The following is an 18,127-nucleotide window of genomic DNA, read 5'->3' on the forward strand; positions in this document are numbered from 1 at the left end:
TTACTCCGGCTTCATGTGAATGTACACTTTTTTGAGCTGCGCGATGACACGTGATAAGGAATACACTCTCTTAGCCTTCTCAGAGCCAGCTCTAGCTAAGTGGTAGCGATAAGAAGGATCTGTGACCACCTTCTCCAGCGCCTCGGCGAGCGCTTCCGGATTCTCGGGAGGCACGAGCAGACCGTTCACGCCATCTTCAATTTGCTCAGCAATGCCGCCCACATTCGTACCGACAAGAGCCAGCCAGCATAGAGCCGCTTCTGCGAACACCGAGCCGAAGGCTTCAGCACGCGAGGGCAGAACAAATACGTCAAAGAATGGCATGAATTCCTCTGGATGGAGCATATAGCCATAAAAAATAATATCATCGTACAAATCCAGCTCAACTGCCAGCGCCTCGAGCTCCTCACGTATCGGACCATCGCCAATGATATGGAGAACGAATGGGTGGCCTTTGCGCTTCAATTCTGCACAGGCATGCAGCAGTACATCAAGCCCCTTGGCAGGTACAAGCCTGCATACGGTAATGAGCTGAGTAACGGCATTCTCGTGTGAAATCGGCTTAAACCGTTTTTCGTCAAACCCGTTTGGAATGACCTTAATTTTCTCAGGATGTTTAATGTGGGGAGCAATATAGGTGCGGAACGACTCCGATACCGTTAGCATATGATCGGCCTTCGCCTCCAGCTCACCGTAGATGCTCATTAGAAACTGGTGCTCAGGTCCGCCCTCTTTGATTCTTCCGTTCAGAATCAGCTCGCGCTCATAGCTCGAGTGAATCGTTACAGCAAGCGGTGTTTCTGGAAACAGCTGCTTCATGACAAGAGCTGCAATCGGATGATGGGCATGTATAATATCGTATGGCTTCTTAATGCGCATTTTGGTCCACCATACGTAATCCTTATAGGTTTGTATATATTTGTCTACCATTATATTTCCGCTGTATACGGTATGGTCGAAGGTCTCGAACTCGACCTCCTCCTGCCCTTTGCTGCGTACACGCTTAGGCAGCGAGAAAAGCTCCATTTGCCAGCCCAGCTTAATAAAACGATCTTGAATATACGGGATCATGGAAGAAACTCCGCCCGGCTGCTCCGGTGGGAAAAACAACGCTTGTAATATATTCATGTGTCTCATCCTTTCGAGGTCGATCCTCAAACCAATATCCAACTATTCGTACGCCGTAAAATATGATATATTAGAACATATGTTTCTGTAAAGCTATTGCATCCTATACTAGATAACGGTGGTTAACTCATGTCAATTACACAATGGCTATCAGGCCCTAACGGTCAGCTTCTCTCATCAGTTGCTGTTATCGTCATCCTCATTCTCATGCTCTTTATGTCGGTCAGGCTCTATGTAAGCTATCGCAACAAACGAACTCATCGCCTGCTTATTACGGCCATCTCGTTCATCATCATCAAGCAATGCCTGCTTGTCGTGCTTACGTACCCAGGCTGGTCGTTATCGCCCTATGTGTACCTCAGCTTCACGATCATGCAGATCGTTTCTTTTATTATTATAAACTTTGTTTTCATGAAATTATATACTCATCGATCAGCTCAACTGAAAGCCGTACCCTTTATCATTATGGGCTTGGTCACACTTGTCATTGCAGGCATACAATTGGCTATAGCACCCATTACAACGGAAACGACTCTAAGGCCGGAAGCCTTCAGCTTTCCTTTACTCGACTTTTACGGATTGCTCGTCGTTCTTATGATCATGCTGGACACGAGAGGCGCAGATCTCAGCACCAAATATTACGCAAGTTTAATCGTATTTTTCGCAAGTGAGCTGGCACGGCTCTCGAACGCTTATATTTTTCATGATTCATTAATTTGGCTGATTTCGCTAAGCCAGCTGCTGCCTATTGTCTATTATACACTGTTGTTTTTATTGCTCTTTGAATGGGTAATCGAGCGGCTCATGAATACGTATCAATCCTCCATTACGGATGGCTTGACCGGCCTCTATAATCGTCGGCATTTCCACACCAAAGCCGAACAAATTCTTCAAGGCAGCAAATCGATGGCTGTTATTTTTTGTGATATCGATAACTTTAAGAAATTAAACGATACATATGGTCACCACAAAGCTGATGGCGTGTTGAAACAGGTGGCAGATATTATTAAAGAGGAATCAAGCGGAATTGGATCAGCAGGACGATATGGAGGGGAAGAACTGCTCAGCTGCATCAGCACCGAGCAAGTGAAGCCAGAAATTGTAGCGGAATCGATCCGCCGCAGAGTGGAGCAGGAAACGATGGTTACGATAAGCGTGGGCTTCAGCACCTCCAAAGAAAGCAAGGCCGTACAAGAAATGGTCAAGCAGGCAGACGAGGCGATGTATCTGTCCAAAACGACAGGGAAGAACAAAGTATCCGCTTTCAAAGCATCTTCAGCCAACAAGAAATCACTCGCTTAAGCAGTAAACGTTAGTATCCATCCCCATGAAACATAGAATCGGGATGGATATCTGACTACTCATCTTCGAACACCAAAGCCTAGACAAACTGTCTGTTTCGGCTTGGCAACTCGATTAAGGCAATGGTTCCTAGGCCTATTTGCTTGTGTATCTATCGCTTCGCTATGATCGGTTTCTCAAGCGCATAGAGCTCGTCTTCAAGCGTCTGCATCCGCTCAAGAACCGCCTTTCGTGCATCGTTGATCGCATGGTTGTACAGATGCGGGCCTATCTCTTGAATAACGAATTCAAGCAGCTGCTCCGCCGCGATTGAACCAATCGTTTCCGACCGCTCCAGCTCGAAATAGTGCTGGATTCTTGCAGTCAACTGCTCTTTCTGTTCCTTGGGAAGCTTCATCACTAACATTCGTTTATTCCTCCAATTGACCTTTTAATACCGTGACAGCTTGTCCCGACAAATAAACACGCTCGCCCTCCGGCTTCACCTTCACAATACCTCCTCGTGCAGAAGCTTGGTAGCCGGTTAGCTCCTCTTTTCTTAGCCGCTTCGCCCAGTATGGAGCAAGCGCGCAATGAGCAGAGCCTGTGACCGGATCCTCATCAATACCCGTTCCCGGATAAAATGCACGCGAAACGAAATCAATGTCTGAGCCTGTGCTTCGGCTCGTGACGATGATTCCCCGCGCATCCAATCTAGCTAACAAGCTGAAATCAGGCTGCAATGCGCGCAGCGTCTCCTCACTATCAATCTCTGTGAAAAAGTCCATTCGGTTACGACCAACGAACCGCGGAATGAGGCCAAGCCCTTGGATGAGTTCTTCTGGCGCCACAACTGCTAACGGTGTCTCTACAGGAAAATCCATCTCGATCCAATCGCCGCTTCGCCGAGCAGTCAAGAGTCCGCTCTTTGTATGGAAGCGTACCGTCACATCTGGCTGTACCCTGCCGGTTTGCCACATGATATGAGCAGCCGCCAGCGTAGCATGACCACATAAATCGACTTCTGCGATCGGCGTAAACCAGCGCAAGCCAAAGCCGTCTTCTCCAGGCTCCACGAATGCGGTCTCCGATTGGTTCATCTCCATCGCTACCTGCTGCATCCAGGCAGCAGAGCGCGGCTCCTCTAAGAAACAAATAACGGCCGGGTTCCCTTTAAAACGTTCGCTTGTGAACGCATCTACGAAATAAATATCCAAACTCATCGTTTATCCCATCCTTTCATCATCCATATGAAGCCTAAGCCAGCAAGAACAACACCGTATACAAGATGACCAGCTATCCACCATGACAAGGCAGCGAGATCAGCCGTAGAGGGTGTACGCTCCGACATCTGCGTGAGTGGAATCCAAGTACAGCAAGCAATTGCCGCCCCCATCCCTAGACCCACGCCAAGCGGTGATGTCCAGACCCGCAGCATCGCTATAAATAGGATACCAATTGGCAATGCCACCAGCATATGAAGCACAAATTCAAATCTCTCGGTCATTGGATGCGGCAGCCAAGCGATAAAATCCACATTCAGCAGCAGCACATAGATACCAGTCCCTGTGATTTCGCCAAATAGCTTCATAACTAATCCAAGCGCCGCACCGCTAATCGTACCAACAAGCAAACCATATAGCAGCAAGGGAACGAACTGGCTTCGCCTGTCAGCGACCTTGCTTTCATCCAGTCTTTCCATTCCCCATTCCCCTTCTCTCTAGGCCTTCAAACAAGGTGAAATGGCTGTCTCCGTCCATTGGCGGCGCAGCACGTTTCATTCCAAAAAATATACAGAAAGTATGGCAAAATCATGTGCCTTCCTATATTTTAAAAAAAGTGCCTGCCTTCGCAAAAGGATCGGAAGCGTCGGCATAATTGCCATGCTCTTCTCCAGTGCGCGCAAGCACTCTATATGGGTTATCCTTTGAGAGGGATGAGTAGCTCTACCGGCTCTTCCTCCAAATGATGCTCGTCAATATAAAACAATTCCAGCGAAACAGCGTTTTCTTGCTTCTCTAGCTGCATCTCATTAATCCAAGCGTGAAGCTGTTCATAACCTTCGCCTATTCGTTTATTAGAGCTGGCGACCATCGCGTAGCGATGCTCCGGAATGGTAAACTGCACCATACCAGGAGGAACCTCCTCCAGATGCTGAACCTCATAACAGGCCCAGTAAGTGGCGAATGCTTCATTGCCGAAATACGGACTGTAAAGCACCGTTGATTTGACTGCGTCATTCAGCTCATGCTTGCGCGTCAAAAACTCGGTTTGCAGCCTAATAGCTTCATCCGGAAAGGATGAGTAAGGACCGCAATAGCTGATGCCTGCCAAATGAAGTGCCGGCTTTGTTACAATGGAGCAGTTTTCCACGCGATTTCCTCCTTCGAATCTGTCAGGACTTGTACGCTAGGATGAGCTTTCTCTGCTCATAGTGTATCATGTTTTACCAGCGTTAGGATAGCTGTTTACATGATTATCATGCTTCCGGAACCTTCCATAGAAGCAACTGGATGATGACAGCTACTCCATCTCCAGCCTTTTCATAAACTCCTCCATCGCACTGTAGCCCTGCTGCTTCAAATACCAGTTGTTCGCCGCCGCTTCAATTAATCCAGCTACATCTCTGCCTGGCTGCAGCTGAATTTCAATATGCGGAATTTGAACACCCATGTATTCTGTGAATTTGGGCTCCAGCTCCAAATCATTATTCAGTTCATTATCACGCCATTTGGCAAGCTCAATGTCGAGTACAATCCTTGTCTCATCCTGGAAGGCTTGTCTGCCATATAAGCGCACCACATTGATCAGCCCAATGCTGCGCAGCGCTAGAAACTCTTTGGTTTTCTCATTATGCGTACCAAGCAGCGTTCGCGAGCTGAGCTTTTTAAGCACGACAATATCATCCGCAACGAGTCTAGAGCCGCGTCTTATGAGTGTATGGGCGGTTTCACTCTTCCCAATCCCAGACTTGCCGCGCAGTAAGATCCCAATTCCTGATACATTCAAACAGATGCCATGGATAGATATTTCCGGAGCTAGTGTTTTGAGCAGATACGCGTCAAGCATACCTAGAAATTGTGCCGTCGCCACATTTGTTCGGAGCAGCGGTATGCCTTCTTGTTCACAATACTTTGTCAAATATTTCAAGCCATCTTGGCCTGCAGTCACAACAAAACAAGGTGGATGATATTTGACGATGTTGCCAATATGATGGTTGCGCTCTTCCTCACTCAAGCTGTGCAGATAGGTAATTTCTTTCTTTCCTAATATCTGAATATGCTCCTGTGGAAAAAACTCGAAATAACCGACGAACTCAAGTCCAGGGCGATATGCTCTGGCTTTCACAATCTCCCTATCCAACTGGTCAAAGCCAGCTAGCACCTCCAGCGAAAATTGTGATGCCAGCTCTTGGATCGCTATCGATTTCACAATAAAATTCCCCCTTTGCTGCTCCATTTCTCGTTAAAGGTAACATTCCACGCCGCTTCGCTTTTCCCTGCCATCGTAACCAAATCGTCAATTTCTAAGAGCCCGTTGAGCGGTAATGACGTACTCCTGTATGCCAAACGAGCAAGCATGGCGCAATAAACAGGATGCCGGCGAGAGGAGCCAGTATATAAGGCAGCGGATTGCCCGTTGATTTGTCCAGCAAATATAGCAGCGGCAAATAATTAACGCAGCCAAATGGGATTACGAACGTAAAAAAACGCGTCACCCACTTCTGATAGATATTGAGCGGGTATTGTGCCATCTCTCTTCCGCCATCTGTAAATATGTTGGCTATCTCAAGTCCCTGTACCGTCCAGAAGCACATCGTTGCCGCCAGCATGAATATACCTGTAAATACGAAGACGCCGCTTACGATCATCAGGACCAAGACGAGCACCTTTAGTATCGTCCATTCTGTCGACAATTGGGAAGTCGCCCAGCCGAGGACAATCATACTTTGCGCAAGCTTGCCAACACGAGAAAACTCAAATTTCGAACCCAGCACTTGCAGCACCGTGCTGCGCGGCCGCACCAGAACACGATCAAAGTCCCCATTTCCAACCAGCACAGAGAAGGAATCGAAACCTCTAGCAAAGCATTCACTGATCGCATATGACATATGGATAATGGAGAAGCAGAGCGCGACCTCATGAAATTCCCAACCCTTAATCTGTCCAAAACGCGCAAATAAAAAGTACAGTCCCGCGAACACAGAGAACGGGACGAGAAACTGACCAAGTGCGAGCAGCCAGAACGAGGTCCGGTACTGCATTTGCGATTTAAATAAAACGCCAACATATTTGCTGTATAATCTCATCGCTATTATCCTCCATTCACAACCACGTTACGTAATGCTTTGGCCATCGCGAATCTGCCGATTCCAACTAACGCAGTCAACCATATGAGCTGGATAGCGATACCGACAGCCGCTTCCTCTAGCCCAATATGACCCGAATAAACGCGGAACGGGAAATCGGCTGTCCAGCGAAACGGCAGCACGTACACGATGCTCTGCAGCCACTCCGGCATGAGCGGTACCGGAATAACCATGCCCGCTAGAAACTCACCAACCACAGCGAACATAAGCATCGAGCCGGCAGGAGATAACGTAACGAATACGGAGATATACATGAGCATAGACAGTGAAACCATCATAAATAATCCGAATAGCAGTGCAAGTATAAACATTAGGAATGCAAGCGGGTTCGCTGGTAATGGCAGTCGATAAGGCTCCGGCAGCAGCAGCGCAACGCCAAGAATCGGCAGGCATCTTAGCAAAGCGCTTGCGAGCCGCTGAGCGAGCAGCTTTGCATACCACAAACCGTATATCCCGCTAGGCCGGCAAAGCTCATAAGCGATATTCCCCGTTGTGATCAGCTCGAAGAGCTCATTATCGCGAAACCAAAGCATAACAAATGCGAGGAATGCCTGCTGCAGCCAAACGTACGTGATAAGCTGTTCTAATGAAATCGGCGGCGATACAACCGAACTGCTGTAGAACGCTTCGAACACCATAATGATGATAAAGCCCCAGAAAAATTGTGTAACAACGCCGGCAAGCGCAGCCGTGCGGTATTGCATGACATTGGTTAAGCGTAGTCTAAATACCGATAGATAAGCCTTCATTATAGTTGATGCTCCTTATAGAGCTGAACGATCATATCCTCAATTGGCAGCGTTTCGATAGCTACGTCTAACAGCTCAACCTGCTGCGATAACCGAATTAGCACATCGCTGATCACGACCTCCGACGTGTCTACGCTAAGCACCGCCCTCTCTGGCGACCATGATTCAATATGAACCCCCTCAACTTGGAAAGGGTTCGCATGATGACTGTATACGACCGTCATCGTTTTTTTCGTACCGAACTGATCACGGATGGCGCTCAAGCTGCCGTCATACAGCAGCTTTCCTTTCCCAATCAGAATGATGCGATTCGCAAGCGCCTCGATATCGTTCATATCATGTGTAGTTAGAATAACAGTGACACGCTTCTGTTCATTAATCGTACGGATAAAGCGACGCACTGCAATTTTGGATACCGCGTCCAGTCCAATCGTCGGCTCGTCAAGAAAGAGCACGCTTGGGCTGTGCAGCAGCGATGCTGCAATTTCACAACGCATTCTTTGACCTAAGCTGAGCTGTCTGACTGGCATTTGAATGATTTCCTGCAGCTCTAGCGTCTCCGTTAGCAATGCTAACGTGCTTTGATATTCCTGCTCAGGCACCTTGTATATATCCCTAAGCAAATCGAAGGAATCGATAACCGGCACATCCCACCATAGCTGAGAGCGTTGGCCGAATACGACGCCGATATGCTTGACATAATTGACCCGGTCCTCCCACGGCGTATATCCCATAACTGTACAACTGCCGCTGTCGGGAACTAGAATGCCGCTCATTACTTTAATTGTCGTCGATTTGCCTGCCCCATTCGGTCCGATGTATCCGACGATCTCACCTGGTTCAATTGTAAAAGAAATATCTTTAAGCGCTTCCACAACCTTGTATTCCCTCTTGAATAAAGCCTTCATCGCTTCTTTAACGCCTGATGAACGCTTTGCAACATGATAGGCTTTCGCTAATCCCTCTACTTTTATCACTTCTTTTACCTCCGTGCACGATTTGAGAGGAATATGGTAACATTCCCCATTTGTAGTATCAATCTATTTTAAACATCCGCTTATCACATACGGCTTCGGTAGAGTATTTTACGATTTGAGATCGCATACTAAGACGGAAGGAGTTGATCTCATGACTGATAAACAGAAGGAAACAGCATACAAGCCAGATATCACAAACTATGATTATGTCTGGGGCAGTGATCAAGACGAGTATGTAAAAGATCAAACATCTATTGACGATTCCCCTCAGCAATCTGTAGATTCAGAAGAAGAAAAATAAACACGAACCCCCGCAGCTACAAGATGACTTGTAACGACGGGGGTTATTTGTGCCTAACTATTCAAATATAGCTTACTGATTAAGCTTATACTTTATTAAAAGTTGAATATAAAATCATCATCGTTCAATGGCTCGACGTGGACCGTGCGTACATAACCGTTTCCTTTTTTGGAGAAGAAGTCATGCTGCTTCGTATGTGTGCTGATACCATTAAATACAATAGGATTGACGGACTCCTCAGGGAAATGAGGCTCCATACCAAGGTTCATAAGCGCCTTGTTCGCATTGTAACGAACGTATACATTCACTTCTTCGGTCAAACCGAGAGGCGTATACAAATGCTCAGTATACACTAGCTCATTCTCATACAGCTCGTCCAGAAGCGCGTACAACTCGATTTGAAGCTGAGCTTGCTCCTCCGGACTGAACGTTTCGAACAGTTCTTGCGCAAGTACGCCTACGTACAAACCGTGGATGCTCTCATCACGAAGAATCAAATCGATAATTTCGCCGCTGCTCGTCATTTTACCTTGGCCTGCCAGATAAAGCGGGTAGAAGAAACCACTGTAGAACAGGTAGCTTTCTAGGAACACAGACGCCGCCATCGCCTTATAAAGCTCTTTCGGGCCTGTGATATTCGAATACCAAGAGGATATGAGGTTTGCTTTCTTCTGCAGCTGCTCATTGCTTTCTACCCATTGGAATATCTCGTCGATCTCTTCCCCTGAAGCGAGTGTTGTGAAGATGCTGCTGTACGATTTCGCATGAATCTGTTCCATCATCGACATGAAAGAAAGCACTGCTTTGCGCTGCAAGCCTTCTACATGCTCTAGAATTTTGGGCATACCGATGCCGCCTTGAATCGTATCCAGCAAGGTTAGACCGCCCAGCACGTTTTTGTAAAGCATGCGCTCAGCGTCGGTCATTTCCATCCAGTCCATTTTATCGTCTGACAGAGGAATTTCATCATCCGTCCAAAACTGCATAAGGTTTTGCTGCCAGAATGTTAGAGTGAAATCGTCATCCGGGCGGTTCCAGTTTACTGCTTTCATTTGGTGAGCTCCTTCTTTGCTACGTAAGCATCAATTAAATTTACAAGCAAAAACGCCTTCGGCGTCCTTTAAGACGCTGAAGTAGCTTTGACGGTGAAATATAAGCCCTTTATAAGCGAATAACCTTATAAATTCTTATATTTTAAGAAGAAACGCCTGACGCCATCCTTAGCGGCGCGACGCGTTTCATTCCGAGAAATATAGAGAATGCATAGCCTTAGGCTATGCATTCTCTATATTTGAACTTAAACAGCGCAGCTTGTGCACTCCTCAACGGAGAGCCGCTTTGTTCTTGTGTAATAGAGAGATTTGAGCCCTTTTTGTGCAGCGTAAACATAGAATCGTGCCAGCTCACGCGTAGTCACATTACTATTAACGTGAAGTACGGATGAGATGCCTTGATCGATATGCTGCCCAATCTCAGCAATAAGATCAATGAGCTTGAACTGATCAATATTGTAAGCCGATTTGTAGTAGAAATAGTTCTCTTGCGCCAAATAAGGCATTGGATAATAAGTAGTAGAGTTCGCATAAGTACGTGTTTCGATATGTTCAACGATCGGCATTACGCTTGAAGTCGCATTCTGGATGTACGAGATGCTTTGAGTCGGCGCAATGGCAAGGCGGTATGCATGGAATAGACCATGCTCTTGCACTTTAACCTTGAGCGCTGCCCAATCCTCTGGCGATGGAATGTCCATACCCTCGAACAATTCCTTGACGCGATCCGTCTTAGGACGATAATCCGTTTCTACATAACGAGTGAAATAAGTTCCCTTTGCATACTCAGAGCGCTCGAAATCCTTGAACGTGATACCGCGTTCTTTGGCAATCTCCATGCTTTGCTCAAGAGAATAATAGTTCATCATCATAAAGAATACACCAGCGAAATCTTTTGCTTCTTCGCTTTCGTATGCAATTTTGTTTTTGGCGAGGTAGCCGTTCAAGTTCATCGCACCAAGACCGACAGAATGAAGCTCCTCATTCGCTTTGCGAACGCCAGGTGCATTGTCGATATTAGACAAATCGCTAACCGTAGTCAACGCTTCAATGCCGACATGCACGGATTCTTTTATTTTCTTATGTTCCATCACGTTCACGATATTGAGCGAAGCCAGGTTGCAGCTGATATCGCGTTGAATCACGTCTTCGAAACCATAATCCTTTATTTCTGAAGTCTCCTGCAGTTGGAAAATTTCCGTACACAGGTTGGACATTTTGATCGATCCGATATCCTTCAGCGCATGTACGCTGTTGGCATTTGTTTTATTCATAATGTATGGGTAGCCTGATTCTAGCTGAATCGAAGCGATTTTGGTCAGCATGTCACGTGCATTCATTACTTTTTTACGTGTTACGAGCTCGTTCGCGAGCAATTCCTCGTACATTTCGTCCATATCCATATCATCGAGATGCTTGCCGTATGCTTTCTGTACGGAATGCGGGCCAAACACAAAGAGCGGCTTGTTCTGAGCAGCGAGCTCATAGAACTTGTTCGGGATTATAAGACCGATCGACAATGTTTTAATACGCGTTTTCTCGTCGGCATTAATTTTTTTGCAATCCAAGAACTCAATAATGTCCCAGCCGAAAATATTGTAGTAACCTGCGCCTGAGCCTTTGCGCTGACCCATCTGGTCCGCGTAGGAGAATGCATCCTCCATAAGTTTAAGAACAGGCATAATGCCTTTCGCTGCGCCTTCTACGCCTTTGATAGGCTCGCCGCGTCCACGAAGCTTCGAGAGATTGACGGCAACACCGCCGCCGATTTTGGAAAGCTGCATGCATGTGCCAAGCACATAGTTGATGGAATTAAGGGAATCGTCCATTTCAAGCAGGAAACAGGACACCATCTCACCACGACGGCTTTTGCCTGCGTTAAGGAAGGTAGGAGTCGCAGGCTGCAAGCGCTGATCGATCATCGCTTCAGCAATGCGGAGTGCTCTAGCTGCATCGCCCTGTCCGAGATGAAGTGCCACGATTGCTACGCGATCGGAGTATTGTTCCAAATATTGCAATTTGTTGTTGGTCTTCATCGCATAGTCCTTATAGAACTTCGATGCTGCCATATAGGATTGAAATTCAAAGCCGCTGCTCGATGTTAACGTAAATACGGCCTCAACCTGCTCATGTGTATATTTTTCGTATACATTATCGTAATAATCGTTCTCGATTAAGTAGTCTAGCTTATGTTTGAGGGAGTCGAACTTCACGCTCTTCTCGGCCACTTCTTCCATAAATGCAGCTACAGCCTCTTTATCCTTCTCCAGCTGATAAAATCCATCCGCGCCGCGCTGCATCAATTCATTATTCAATTCAATATGCTTCAATGGTTCGCACCCTTTCGACAAAATGTTGCGTATCTTGATTCGTACCTGATAACTCAAACTTCAAAATCACGGGAACCGCATACTGCTCTGAGATCGTATCCGCGCTTTTAGCGAACCCGCTTCCCCAGTTCCGATTGCCGCTGGCAGAAACGCCGCGGAGCATGTCCGCGTTGTTCTCGAGAAACGAAGTAACCTTCTCCGGAACTTGACCAAACCCTGTTGTATAAGTGACTAGCACGAACGGCTCGTCCATTGCTGCCTTCTCATCGATTGGTACTGCCCGCATATTCAATTTTTTGATGAAACGCTTGACATTACCTGTTTTGGAATCATAGACAACTAGCATGGCACGTTCGCTCCCTTACTGAATAAAAGCAATCAAAAAGCGCTTCTGACTAGCAAATCTGTCAGTCGCGCCGGTTCAAGGTTTACCATGGGTAATCAATGAATCCATCAATCTACATCAATATGTAGTTGATGTTTTTGATTCTACATCAATATATAGGAGTAGTCAATGAAAATTATGGAGAAAATATTAATCTACTTTTTTGTGCCACTCGACTATTTTAACAGATACGGATATGATGGGATAGTGACATTTTATTGCTCTTTAGGAGGTGCCTTTACCTATGAATACTTCCGAATCGAAGATCCGGGATCTACTCGAAAAACTGTTCCAAGATGCAGGATATACCGTACCTGAACTGCTTGAATACATCGAAAAGCTGGAGAGAGAACGTGATCAAACAGCCCTGCTGATAAGAAAGATGAAGCTCGATTCCGTTCGGAAAGCTTCAACTGAGGCCGGCATGAACAGCCGTTTGAAGGAAGCACTTCGAGAGTAATCCGAACAGCAAGACACAAGATCTAGATATATACAAGCCTGCAATTTGAAGAATTCGATAGCACTTCTCGTTCACGTCACCTCTTCTGATCAAATATTACAATCAGGTTCAGAGCGTGATTATTTTCGACGATGGCTAGCTGTCTTCTACTAGATGTAGAGAGGCTGACATGTAAAAGCCCGTAAGTCCACAATCGACTGACGAGCTCAAGTTAGCGATTAAGCCTTATATCTATTAATGCCTCTGCTTGCTTGCGGGAGCGACCGGCATTCTTTTCCCTTCGCTGGGCAGCGTGCAACTCTCAGGGGCAAAGTGGCCCCGTACAAGCCGCGTATCAATTAGATCGACGATCTGCTGCAAAGCAACCATTTGCTGCTCGATTTTACGCTTATGGGATAGAATCATGTCGATTAGCTCAGGCGAGGCCGAAAGATCGTTTTGCATGGATAAATCCAGATATGGCTTCATCTCCTCCAAAGACATGCCCGTCTTCTTCAAGCAGGTAATGAGCTTCATCGTCTCCACATCCTCGGCGCGGTACACCCGATGCCGATTTTCTTTGCGCTCCGCACGTGGAAGCAGCCCTATTCTCTCATAATAACGAATGGTGTCCTCTGATAGCCCTGCCTGCTCTGACGTTTCCTTGATCGTCATGCCTATAGTTGCCATGAAATAATCAACCTCCTCCATGTCCAGTCCATCAATTATACAACTTGGAGCGAACTCCAAGTCAACTCCTGTTCGAAAACTCAGACCTACTATCCCATTCTAAAACCAAAAAATAAATACCTCCCAAAAAGTCGCTTGACTTGGAGTCGACTCCAAATTATATAGTGGTCACATCGGATCGACATCCGGAGTAGACAACAGAGATGGAGGAGAAACTATGAACAACTTACACAAAGATCATATCGCTCTCATAACAGGTGCGAACAATGGCATCGGGCTGGAATTGACCAGGCGATTGCTGCAGGAAGACTGTCAGGTCATCGCACTAATAAGATCTGCATTCCCTGAAGATGACCCTCACCTGAGAGAATCGATCGCTTCAGGAAAGCTTCGTATCTACAAAGCAGACCTGTCCGATTTCGCCAGCTTGCGCCAAGCCTTAGATACAATTAAAGAGAAAGAGCAGAAAATCGATCTTCTATTCAACAATGCAGGTGGGAGCATGAATGAACTGCAGTTCACCAAACAAGGTCGCGAGCTGCATTTCGATCTGCAGACGGTAGCTCCCTATATTGTACTTATGGAGCTGAAGGAGCTCCTATTAAAGGGATCGCCGAAGACCGTAATCAACACCTCTTCCCATGCGTTCATGTTCCGCAAGCAATTTGATCCGGATACACTCGAACGTCCGGCAAAGTTTACGAAGCTATACGGCCCCTATGCAGCCTCGAAGCTTGCTCTCTCATTGTGGTCTCTCGAGCTTGCTCCTAAGCTCGCTAGCGAAGGCATAAGACTGCTGAGCGTTGATCCCGGAGGGAACAACACGATACGCAAAGGCAAGAGCTCCGGCATTCCCTTTTATCTGAAACCGATCATAAAGCTGTTCTTCCCCCATCCGAGCAAAGGTGCTGAACTACTCTATAATGGAGCAGCTCATGGAAAAGCTGGCGATTTCTTGGTCAAAGGTCAAAAGACAAAGCTAATGTTCGCTGAGCAAAGCCATAAAGTTCTTGCGAAAGTGAGTGCGATTTATAAGCAAGAATTCCGAACCAGCTGACGACTGCGCACATCGGATTGATTACAGATGGCTTAATCAAAACAAACGAAGCATAAAAAGGGTCATTCTACAAGCTATGCTGCCTTGTAGAATGACCCTATTGTCCCATACATATGCTCTCGTTATTTGACCGCTGCAAAAAACAAGCGCTCGGACTCGTTATCAGCCGGTTTAAGCTCGAAATCCGCATACCGGTCTACCGTCTGGAAGCCTGCACGCCGCAATGCCGCTTCGATCCAATCTGGATCATAGGCGCGCTGCACATGCGCTTCCTCGAATCGTTGGAACTTCGAATCACGATCACGCGAGAAGATGGTCAGATGATGCTCAATCTCGCAGCGCTCCTCCTCAAAGTCGCAAGTCCATATGTAGGCCACATCCCGCTCATCCAGTACGAACGGCTGCTCCTCCGCATAACGAATGAGCTGCTTCGGAGGATGCATATCGAAGAGAAAGGTCCCACCGCTGCGCAAACCTGAATAAGTAGCTTGGAATGCTGCTTCTATATCCGCTTCCTCGGTCAAGTAATTCAAACAATCACAAAACGATATAACAGCATCCACAGGCTCTTGAAGCTCCCATTCCCGCATATCCTGCTGAAGCCATCTGATCGAGCCCGTGCGAGGCCTCAACACAAGCTGAGGCGTTTCGTCCCACTTGCTGCGAGCCACCGACAACATATCTGAAGATAGATCAATACCGTAAACATGAAAGCCTGAGCGTGCCAGCGGGATCGAGATGCTCCCTGTACCGCAGCCTAAATCTACAACGCTTGCCGGCATGCCGTAGCGCGACCAACTCGCTCTCGCAAAACCGAGCCAGTCCGCATAAGGCATATCCTCCATAAGCTGATCATATACGGTAGCAAACTGACCGTATGAGCGTGTCATTACGCGTCAGCTCCTTCAGTCTCGGTATCTGGCGTGTCTGACTTCTCTGCGTTAGAGTCCGAAGCTTGATCCACCAAATAAGTCCAGCTTCCCTTCTGGGTTACGAGCCTCTCACGCATAAGCTTACCGATTGCGCGCTTGAAGGCGCCTTTGCTAATCCCGAACTTCTGTTTGATGATATCTGCGTCGGTTTCGTCCGAGTAAGGCATACCTCCGCCTGGTCTCTCTTTCATGAAAGCCAGTATCCGATCTGCGTCCTCTAAGCGTCCTACTTCCTTGCGCTGTGCCATCGAGAGATTTGCTCTACCGTCTTCTCGAATAAAGGTAATGCGGGCGCTAACGCGCTCGCCAAGCCTAAGAGGCCGTATACGCTCGGCGCTAGGAATTAGCCCATAAACCCCAAAGCCAACTACGCCCCCGTCGATCATAACGAATGAGCCTAGCTGCAGCGTTTTCGTTACCCAGCCCTCAACCCATTGGTTGTTCCAGCTGCTAGGAGCAGGGAAAACAAGCTCGGAGAGCTCCTCTTCGAATGCGATTTTGGCAACCAGCCTGCCGATCTTGTCATGCTTCATCACAACGAATACTTCATCCCCAGGAAGCGGACGGTATTCAATGCTCTCAGGAAGCTCAGAGAGGGGAAGCAGCAACTGCCTGCCTAGACCCATCTCCAGAAAACATCCAAGTCTTGGATGTACATCTGCGACTTTCAACCGGGCCAACTCGCCAAGCTGCAGCAGCGGCTTCTTCATCGTCGCTGCCAGACGATCCTCGGAGTCAAAAAATAAGAAAACCTCTACTTGCTCTCCGATTTTGGGTTTCGAACCTACAAGCTCGGTATAATGCATCAGCACATCCGATTCCCCGTTGCTCAGAAAATATCCGTAAGGCGATACCTCTCGGTCAACCCTTAGCGTTTCGGTCGTACCGGCTACAAAGCTCATGCGAACTCCACAACCTTCGCATCAGACCAAAGCCGCTCGATATTATAGTACTCACGCTCATCACGATGGAAGACGTGAACGATCACATCACCAAGATCGATCAACACCCAACGAGCTGAATCCATACCTTCGATACCGCGAACACGCGTACCGCTCTTCTCCGCCTGCTTGCGGATCTCAGTCGCAATCGCCTGTACTTGCGTATCAGAGTTACCACTGCAGATGACGAAATAATCAGCCACCAAGGAAATTTCTTTTAGATTTAATGCGACAACATTTACCGCTTTTTTATCTTCTGCCGCTGTAACTGTAATTTGAAGCAATTCATCCGAATGTACCGCCATCGTTCAACCTCCTGTTATTTGCTACTCTAATAAACCATTTCGTGCTTCTATTGTTAGCGGGAATATTCGTTTTCCTTTCTGAATTAGAAAGGATATCGTAGAATTAAAACCTGCCAGCAAAGCTTCATCGAGAAATTGCTCGCTTAACTCGCGAATATCGTTCACACCAGGGAAATCACGACCTGGCTCCATATAATCGGCCAAACATACTATTTTTTCCAGATTCGTCATGTTTCGTCGTCCTGAGGTATGATAGCGAATGGCATCCAATACCTCTGCATCAGCTACTCCAAATTCATGCTCAGCTACCCATGCTCCTACAGGGGCATGCCATAACTCTTTATCATAGACAAGCAGTTCGGACGGCAAGCCCTGCTCCCGAATAACCTGCTGCATCCGCTCTGTCGGCCAATATTTAGCTACATCATGTAGAATGGCAGCAAGCTCTGCACGAGAGGGATCTTCGCCAAACCGCTTCGCAAGAATGATTGCCGTCTCCATCACGCCCTGTGTATGGAGCCATCTTCGTTCCGGCATTTCGGCCTTTACCTTCTCAATCATTTGCTCACGATTCATAAAGCTTGTACCTCCTTATGTAGCTATTCACCGGATCTGGTACCAAATATTGCGCCGACATCCCGCCTTGCAGCCTATTACGAATCATTGTCGAGGATATAGCAATCCCTGGCATCGGTATGAGCGTAACTCGCTCCTGCAAATAATTCGGTAATGTCATCAGCTGTATTGGCGTACCGGGACGTTCCAGACCAATAAAGGATACCTTCGCGGCTAGCTGCTCAATTTCATACCAAGCCGGCAGGTCATTGATGCGATCTGAACCGATAATATATGAGAAGGAATCCTTCGGATTACGCTTCTGAAGCTCCAGAATCGTATCATACGAGTAGCTGATTCCGCCACGCTGCAATTCAAGGTCTAGGACACGGAATGCTGGATTGCTCCTTACCGCTTCACAAACCATCTCGTATCGCCGTAATCCGCTAACACCTGGCTCGTTTGTTTTGAGTGGAGGACCGTAAGACGGAATAAACCATACCTCATGCAAGCCGCATTGCTCGCGTGCTGTTTCAGCAGCGATCAAATGCCCGATATGGATGGGATCAAACGTGCCCCCCATAATGCCAATCTTACTCATTCACCGTACGCCTCCTTGAATGAAATACCCATTCA

General features: G+C 47.2%; 22 protein-coding genes. 4 read left to right on the forward strand and 18 right to left on the reverse strand.

Translation table 11 applies throughout. From position 1 onward, the window contains the following. On the reverse strand, positions 1 to 1,128 hold the full coding sequence (locus FGT79_RS07055; RefSeq protein WP_138752010.1) for a glycosyltransferase family 4 protein: 1,128 nt from the start codon (positions 1,126 to 1,128) through the stop codon (positions 1 to 3). A gap of 129 nt (positions 1,129 to 1,257) precedes the next feature. Between FGT79_RS07055 and FGT79_RS07060 the strand changes: the two genes are divergently transcribed. Continuing rightward, on the forward strand, positions 1,258 to 2,430 hold the full coding sequence (locus FGT79_RS07060) for a GGDEF domain-containing protein (RefSeq protein ID WP_138752011.1): 1,173 nt from the start codon (positions 1,258 to 1,260) through the stop codon (positions 2,428 to 2,430). A gap of 151 nt (positions 2,431 to 2,581) precedes the next feature. Here the strand turns inward: FGT79_RS07060 and FGT79_RS07065 are convergent, their stop codons facing one another. From FGT79_RS07065 to FGT79_RS07105, 8 genes are all read right to left on the reverse strand, one after another. Then, positions 2,582 to 2,836, reverse strand: coding sequence for a DUF2164 domain-containing protein (locus FGT79_RS07065; RefSeq protein ID WP_138752012.1), 255 nt, complete (start codon positions 2,834 to 2,836; stop codon positions 2,582 to 2,584). A gap of 4 nt (positions 2,837 to 2,840) precedes the next feature. After that, entirely contained in the window at positions 2,841 to 3,632 is a 792-nt protein-coding gene (locus FGT79_RS07070; protein ID WP_138752013.1) for a PhzF family phenazine biosynthesis protein, read from the reverse strand. Next, positions 3,629 to 4,111, reverse strand: a complete 483-nt coding sequence (locus FGT79_RS07075) for a hypothetical protein (RefSeq protein ID WP_138752014.1) — start codon at positions 4,109 to 4,111, stop codon at positions 3,629 to 3,631. The genes FGT79_RS07070 and FGT79_RS07075 overlap by 4 nt, the downstream gene beginning before the upstream one ends. A gap of 218 nt (positions 4,112 to 4,329) precedes the next feature. Next, positions 4,330 to 4,782, reverse strand: a complete 453-nt coding sequence (locus FGT79_RS07080) for a GyrI-like domain-containing protein (RefSeq protein ID WP_138752015.1) — start codon at positions 4,780 to 4,782, stop codon at positions 4,330 to 4,332. Between the two features lie 150 nt (positions 4,783 to 4,932). Then, positions 4,933 to 5,841, reverse strand: coding sequence for an HPr(Ser) kinase/phosphatase (gene hprK / locus FGT79_RS07090; RefSeq protein ID WP_138752016.1), 909 nt, complete (start codon positions 5,839 to 5,841; stop codon positions 4,933 to 4,935). A gap of 94 nt (positions 5,842 to 5,935) precedes the next feature. Continuing rightward, on the reverse strand, positions 5,936 to 6,718 hold the full coding sequence (locus tag FGT79_RS07095; RefSeq protein ID WP_138752017.1) for an ABC transporter permease: 783 nt from the start codon (positions 6,716 to 6,718) through the stop codon (positions 5,936 to 5,938). 5 nt (positions 6,719 to 6,723) lie between these two features. Then, complete coding sequence (locus tag FGT79_RS07100; protein WP_138752018.1) at positions 6,724 to 7,527, reverse strand: ABC transporter permease; 804 nt, start codon at positions 7,525 to 7,527, stop codon at positions 6,724 to 6,726. Next, a complete protein-coding gene (locus FGT79_RS07105) occupies positions 7,527 to 8,504 on the reverse strand; it encodes an ABC transporter ATP-binding protein (protein ID WP_246096192.1) in 978 nt (325 codons plus the stop codon). The genes FGT79_RS07100 and FGT79_RS07105 overlap by 1 nt, the downstream gene beginning before the upstream one ends. Before the next feature lie 151 nt (positions 8,505 to 8,655). Between FGT79_RS07105 and FGT79_RS31020 the strand changes: the two genes are divergently transcribed. After that, complete coding sequence (locus FGT79_RS31020) at positions 8,656 to 8,805, forward strand: hypothetical protein (RefSeq protein ID WP_171056110.1); 150 nt, start codon at positions 8,656 to 8,658, stop codon at positions 8,803 to 8,805. 95 nt (positions 8,806 to 8,900) lie between these two features. On the opposite strand, the gene nrdF is transcribed toward FGT79_RS31020, so the two are convergent. From nrdF to nrdI, 3 genes are all read right to left on the reverse strand, one after another. Continuing rightward, positions 8,901 to 9,857 carry a class 1b ribonucleoside-diphosphate reductase subunit beta gene (gene nrdF / locus FGT79_RS07110; protein WP_138752019.1) on the reverse strand — a complete coding sequence of 319 codons (957 nt, stop codon included), beginning with the start codon at positions 9,855 to 9,857 and terminating at the stop codon, positions 8,901 to 8,903. A gap of 245 nt (positions 9,858 to 10,102) precedes the next feature. Beyond that, on the reverse strand, positions 10,103 to 12,187 hold the full coding sequence (gene nrdE, locus FGT79_RS07115) for a class 1b ribonucleoside-diphosphate reductase subunit alpha (RefSeq protein WP_138752020.1): 2,085 nt from the start codon (positions 12,185 to 12,187) through the stop codon (positions 10,103 to 10,105). Continuing rightward, the gene (gene nrdI, locus FGT79_RS07120; protein ID WP_138752021.1) at positions 12,174 to 12,533 is read right to left on the reverse strand and encodes a class Ib ribonucleoside-diphosphate reductase assembly flavoprotein NrdI; all 360 of its coding nucleotides are present in this window, start codon (positions 12,531 to 12,533) and stop codon (positions 12,174 to 12,176) included. The genes nrdE and nrdI overlap by 14 nt, the downstream gene beginning before the upstream one ends. A 283-nt stretch (positions 12,534 to 12,816) precedes the next feature. Here nrdI and FGT79_RS07125 point away from each other — a divergent pair, with 283 nt between their 5' ends. Then, on the forward strand, positions 12,817 to 13,032 hold the full coding sequence (locus FGT79_RS07125) for a hypothetical protein (RefSeq protein WP_138752022.1): 216 nt from the start codon (positions 12,817 to 12,819) through the stop codon (positions 13,030 to 13,032). A gap of 234 nt (positions 13,033 to 13,266) precedes the next feature. Here FGT79_RS07125 and FGT79_RS07130 read toward each other — a convergent pair whose 3' ends face one another. Beyond that, positions 13,267 to 13,701: a MerR family transcriptional regulator gene (locus tag FGT79_RS07130; protein ID WP_138752023.1), complete on the reverse strand. Its 435-nt coding sequence runs from the start codon at positions 13,699 to 13,701 to the stop codon at positions 13,267 to 13,269. A 217-nt stretch (positions 13,702 to 13,918) separates the two neighbouring features. Between FGT79_RS07130 and FGT79_RS07135 the strand changes: the two genes are divergently transcribed. Next, a complete protein-coding gene (locus tag FGT79_RS07135) occupies positions 13,919 to 14,758 on the forward strand; it encodes an SDR family NAD(P)-dependent oxidoreductase (RefSeq protein ID WP_138752024.1) in 840 nt (279 codons plus the stop codon). Positions 14,759 to 14,880: 122 nt separating this feature from the next. Here the strand turns inward: FGT79_RS07135 and FGT79_RS07140 are convergent, their stop codons facing one another. Genes FGT79_RS07140 through nadD form a run of 5 tightly spaced genes read right to left on the reverse strand, consistent with a single transcriptional unit; the run spans position 14,881 to position 18,092 of the window. Then, positions 14,881 to 15,648, reverse strand: a complete 768-nt coding sequence (locus FGT79_RS07140; RefSeq protein ID WP_138752025.1) for a class I SAM-dependent DNA methyltransferase — start codon at positions 15,646 to 15,648, stop codon at positions 14,881 to 14,883. Continuing rightward, on the reverse strand, positions 15,648 to 16,592 hold the full coding sequence (locus FGT79_RS07145; protein ID WP_138752026.1) for a CvfB family protein: 945 nt from the start codon (positions 16,590 to 16,592) through the stop codon (positions 15,648 to 15,650). The genes FGT79_RS07140 and FGT79_RS07145 overlap by 1 nt, the downstream gene beginning before the upstream one ends. Continuing rightward, positions 16,589 to 16,936: a ribosome silencing factor gene (gene rsfS, locus FGT79_RS07150; protein WP_138752027.1), complete on the reverse strand. Its 348-nt coding sequence runs from the start codon at positions 16,934 to 16,936 to the stop codon at positions 16,589 to 16,591. The genes FGT79_RS07145 and rsfS overlap by 4 nt, the downstream gene beginning before the upstream one ends. Positions 16,937 to 16,957: 21 nt before the next feature. Continuing rightward, positions 16,958 to 17,512 carry a bis(5'-nucleosyl)-tetraphosphatase (symmetrical) YqeK gene (gene yqeK, locus FGT79_RS07155; RefSeq protein ID WP_138752028.1) on the reverse strand — a complete coding sequence of 185 codons (555 nt, stop codon included), beginning with the start codon at positions 17,510 to 17,512 and terminating at the stop codon, positions 16,958 to 16,960. After that, positions 17,502 to 18,092, reverse strand: coding sequence for a nicotinate-nucleotide adenylyltransferase (gene nadD, locus FGT79_RS07160; protein WP_138752029.1), 591 nt, complete (start codon positions 18,090 to 18,092; stop codon positions 17,502 to 17,504). The genes yqeK and nadD overlap by 11 nt, the downstream gene beginning before the upstream one ends. Positions 18,093 to 18,127 lie beyond the last annotated feature (35 nt).

The sequence above is a fragment of the Paenibacillus sinopodophylli genome (genome assembly GCF_005930355.1).
GTDB classification, from domain to species: Bacteria; Bacillota; Bacilli; order Paenibacillales; family Paenibacillaceae; genus Pristimantibacillus; species Pristimantibacillus sinopodophylli.

What these genes read in the sequence shown, in the direction of transcription:
- FGT79_RS07055 (WP_138752010.1), bottom strand. Translation starts at nt 1,128, where the DNA reads ATGAATATATTACAAGCGTTGTTTTTCCCACCGGAGCAGCCGGGCGGA.
- FGT79_RS07060 (WP_138752011.1), top strand. Translation starts at nt 1,258, where the DNA reads ATGTCAATTACACAATGGCTATCAGGCCCTAACGGTCAGCTTCTCTCA.
- FGT79_RS07065 (WP_138752012.1), bottom strand. Translation starts at nt 2,836, where the DNA reads ATGTTAGTGATGAAGCTTCCCAAGGAACAGAAAGAGCAGTTGACTGCA.
- FGT79_RS07070 (WP_138752013.1), bottom strand. Translation starts at nt 3,632, where the DNA reads ATGAGTTTGGATATTTATTTCGTAGATGCGTTCACAAGCGAACGTTTT.
- FGT79_RS07075 (WP_138752014.1), bottom strand. Translation starts at nt 4,111, where the DNA reads ATGGAAAGACTGGATGAAAGCAAGGTCGCTGACAGGCGAAGCCAGTTC.
- FGT79_RS07095 (WP_138752017.1), bottom strand. Translation starts at nt 6,718, where the DNA reads ATGAGATTATACAGCAAATATGTTGGCGTTTTATTTAAATCGCAAATG.
- FGT79_RS07100 (WP_138752018.1), bottom strand. Translation starts at nt 7,527, where the DNA reads ATGAAGGCTTATCTATCGGTATTTAGACTACGCTTAACCAATGTCATG.
- FGT79_RS31020 (WP_171056110.1), top strand. Translation starts at nt 8,656, where the DNA reads ATGACTGATAAACAGAAGGAAACAGCATACAAGCCAGATATCACAAAC.
- nrdF (WP_138752019.1), bottom strand. Translation starts at nt 9,857, where the DNA reads ATGAAAGCAGTAAACTGGAACCGCCCGGATGACGATTTCACTCTAACA.
- nrdI (WP_138752021.1), bottom strand. Translation starts at nt 12,533, where the DNA reads ATGCTAGTTGTCTATGATTCCAAAACAGGTAATGTCAAGCGTTTCATC.
- FGT79_RS07125 (WP_138752022.1), top strand. Translation starts at nt 12,817, where the DNA reads ATGAATACTTCCGAATCGAAGATCCGGGATCTACTCGAAAAACTGTTC.
- FGT79_RS07130 (WP_138752023.1), bottom strand. Translation starts at nt 13,701, where the DNA reads ATGGCAACTATAGGCATGACGATCAAGGAAACGTCAGAGCAGGCAGGG.
- FGT79_RS07135 (WP_138752024.1), top strand. Translation starts at nt 13,919, where the DNA reads ATGAACAACTTACACAAAGATCATATCGCTCTCATAACAGGTGCGAAC.
- FGT79_RS07140 (WP_138752025.1), bottom strand. Translation starts at nt 15,648, where the DNA reads ATGACACGCTCATACGGTCAGTTTGCTACCGTATATGATCAGCTTATG.
- FGT79_RS07145 (WP_138752026.1), bottom strand. Translation starts at nt 16,592, where the DNA reads ATGAGCTTTGTAGCCGGTACGACCGAAACGCTAAGGGTTGACCGAGAG.
- rsfS (WP_138752027.1), bottom strand. Translation starts at nt 16,936, where the DNA reads ATGGCGGTACATTCGGATGAATTGCTTCAAATTACAGTTACAGCGGCA.
- yqeK (WP_138752028.1), bottom strand. Translation starts at nt 17,512, where the DNA reads ATGAATCGTGAGCAAATGATTGAGAAGGTAAAGGCCGAAATGCCGGAA.
- nadD (WP_138752029.1), bottom strand. Translation starts at nt 18,092, where the DNA reads ATGAGTAAGATTGGCATTATGGGGGGCACGTTTGATCCCATCCATATC.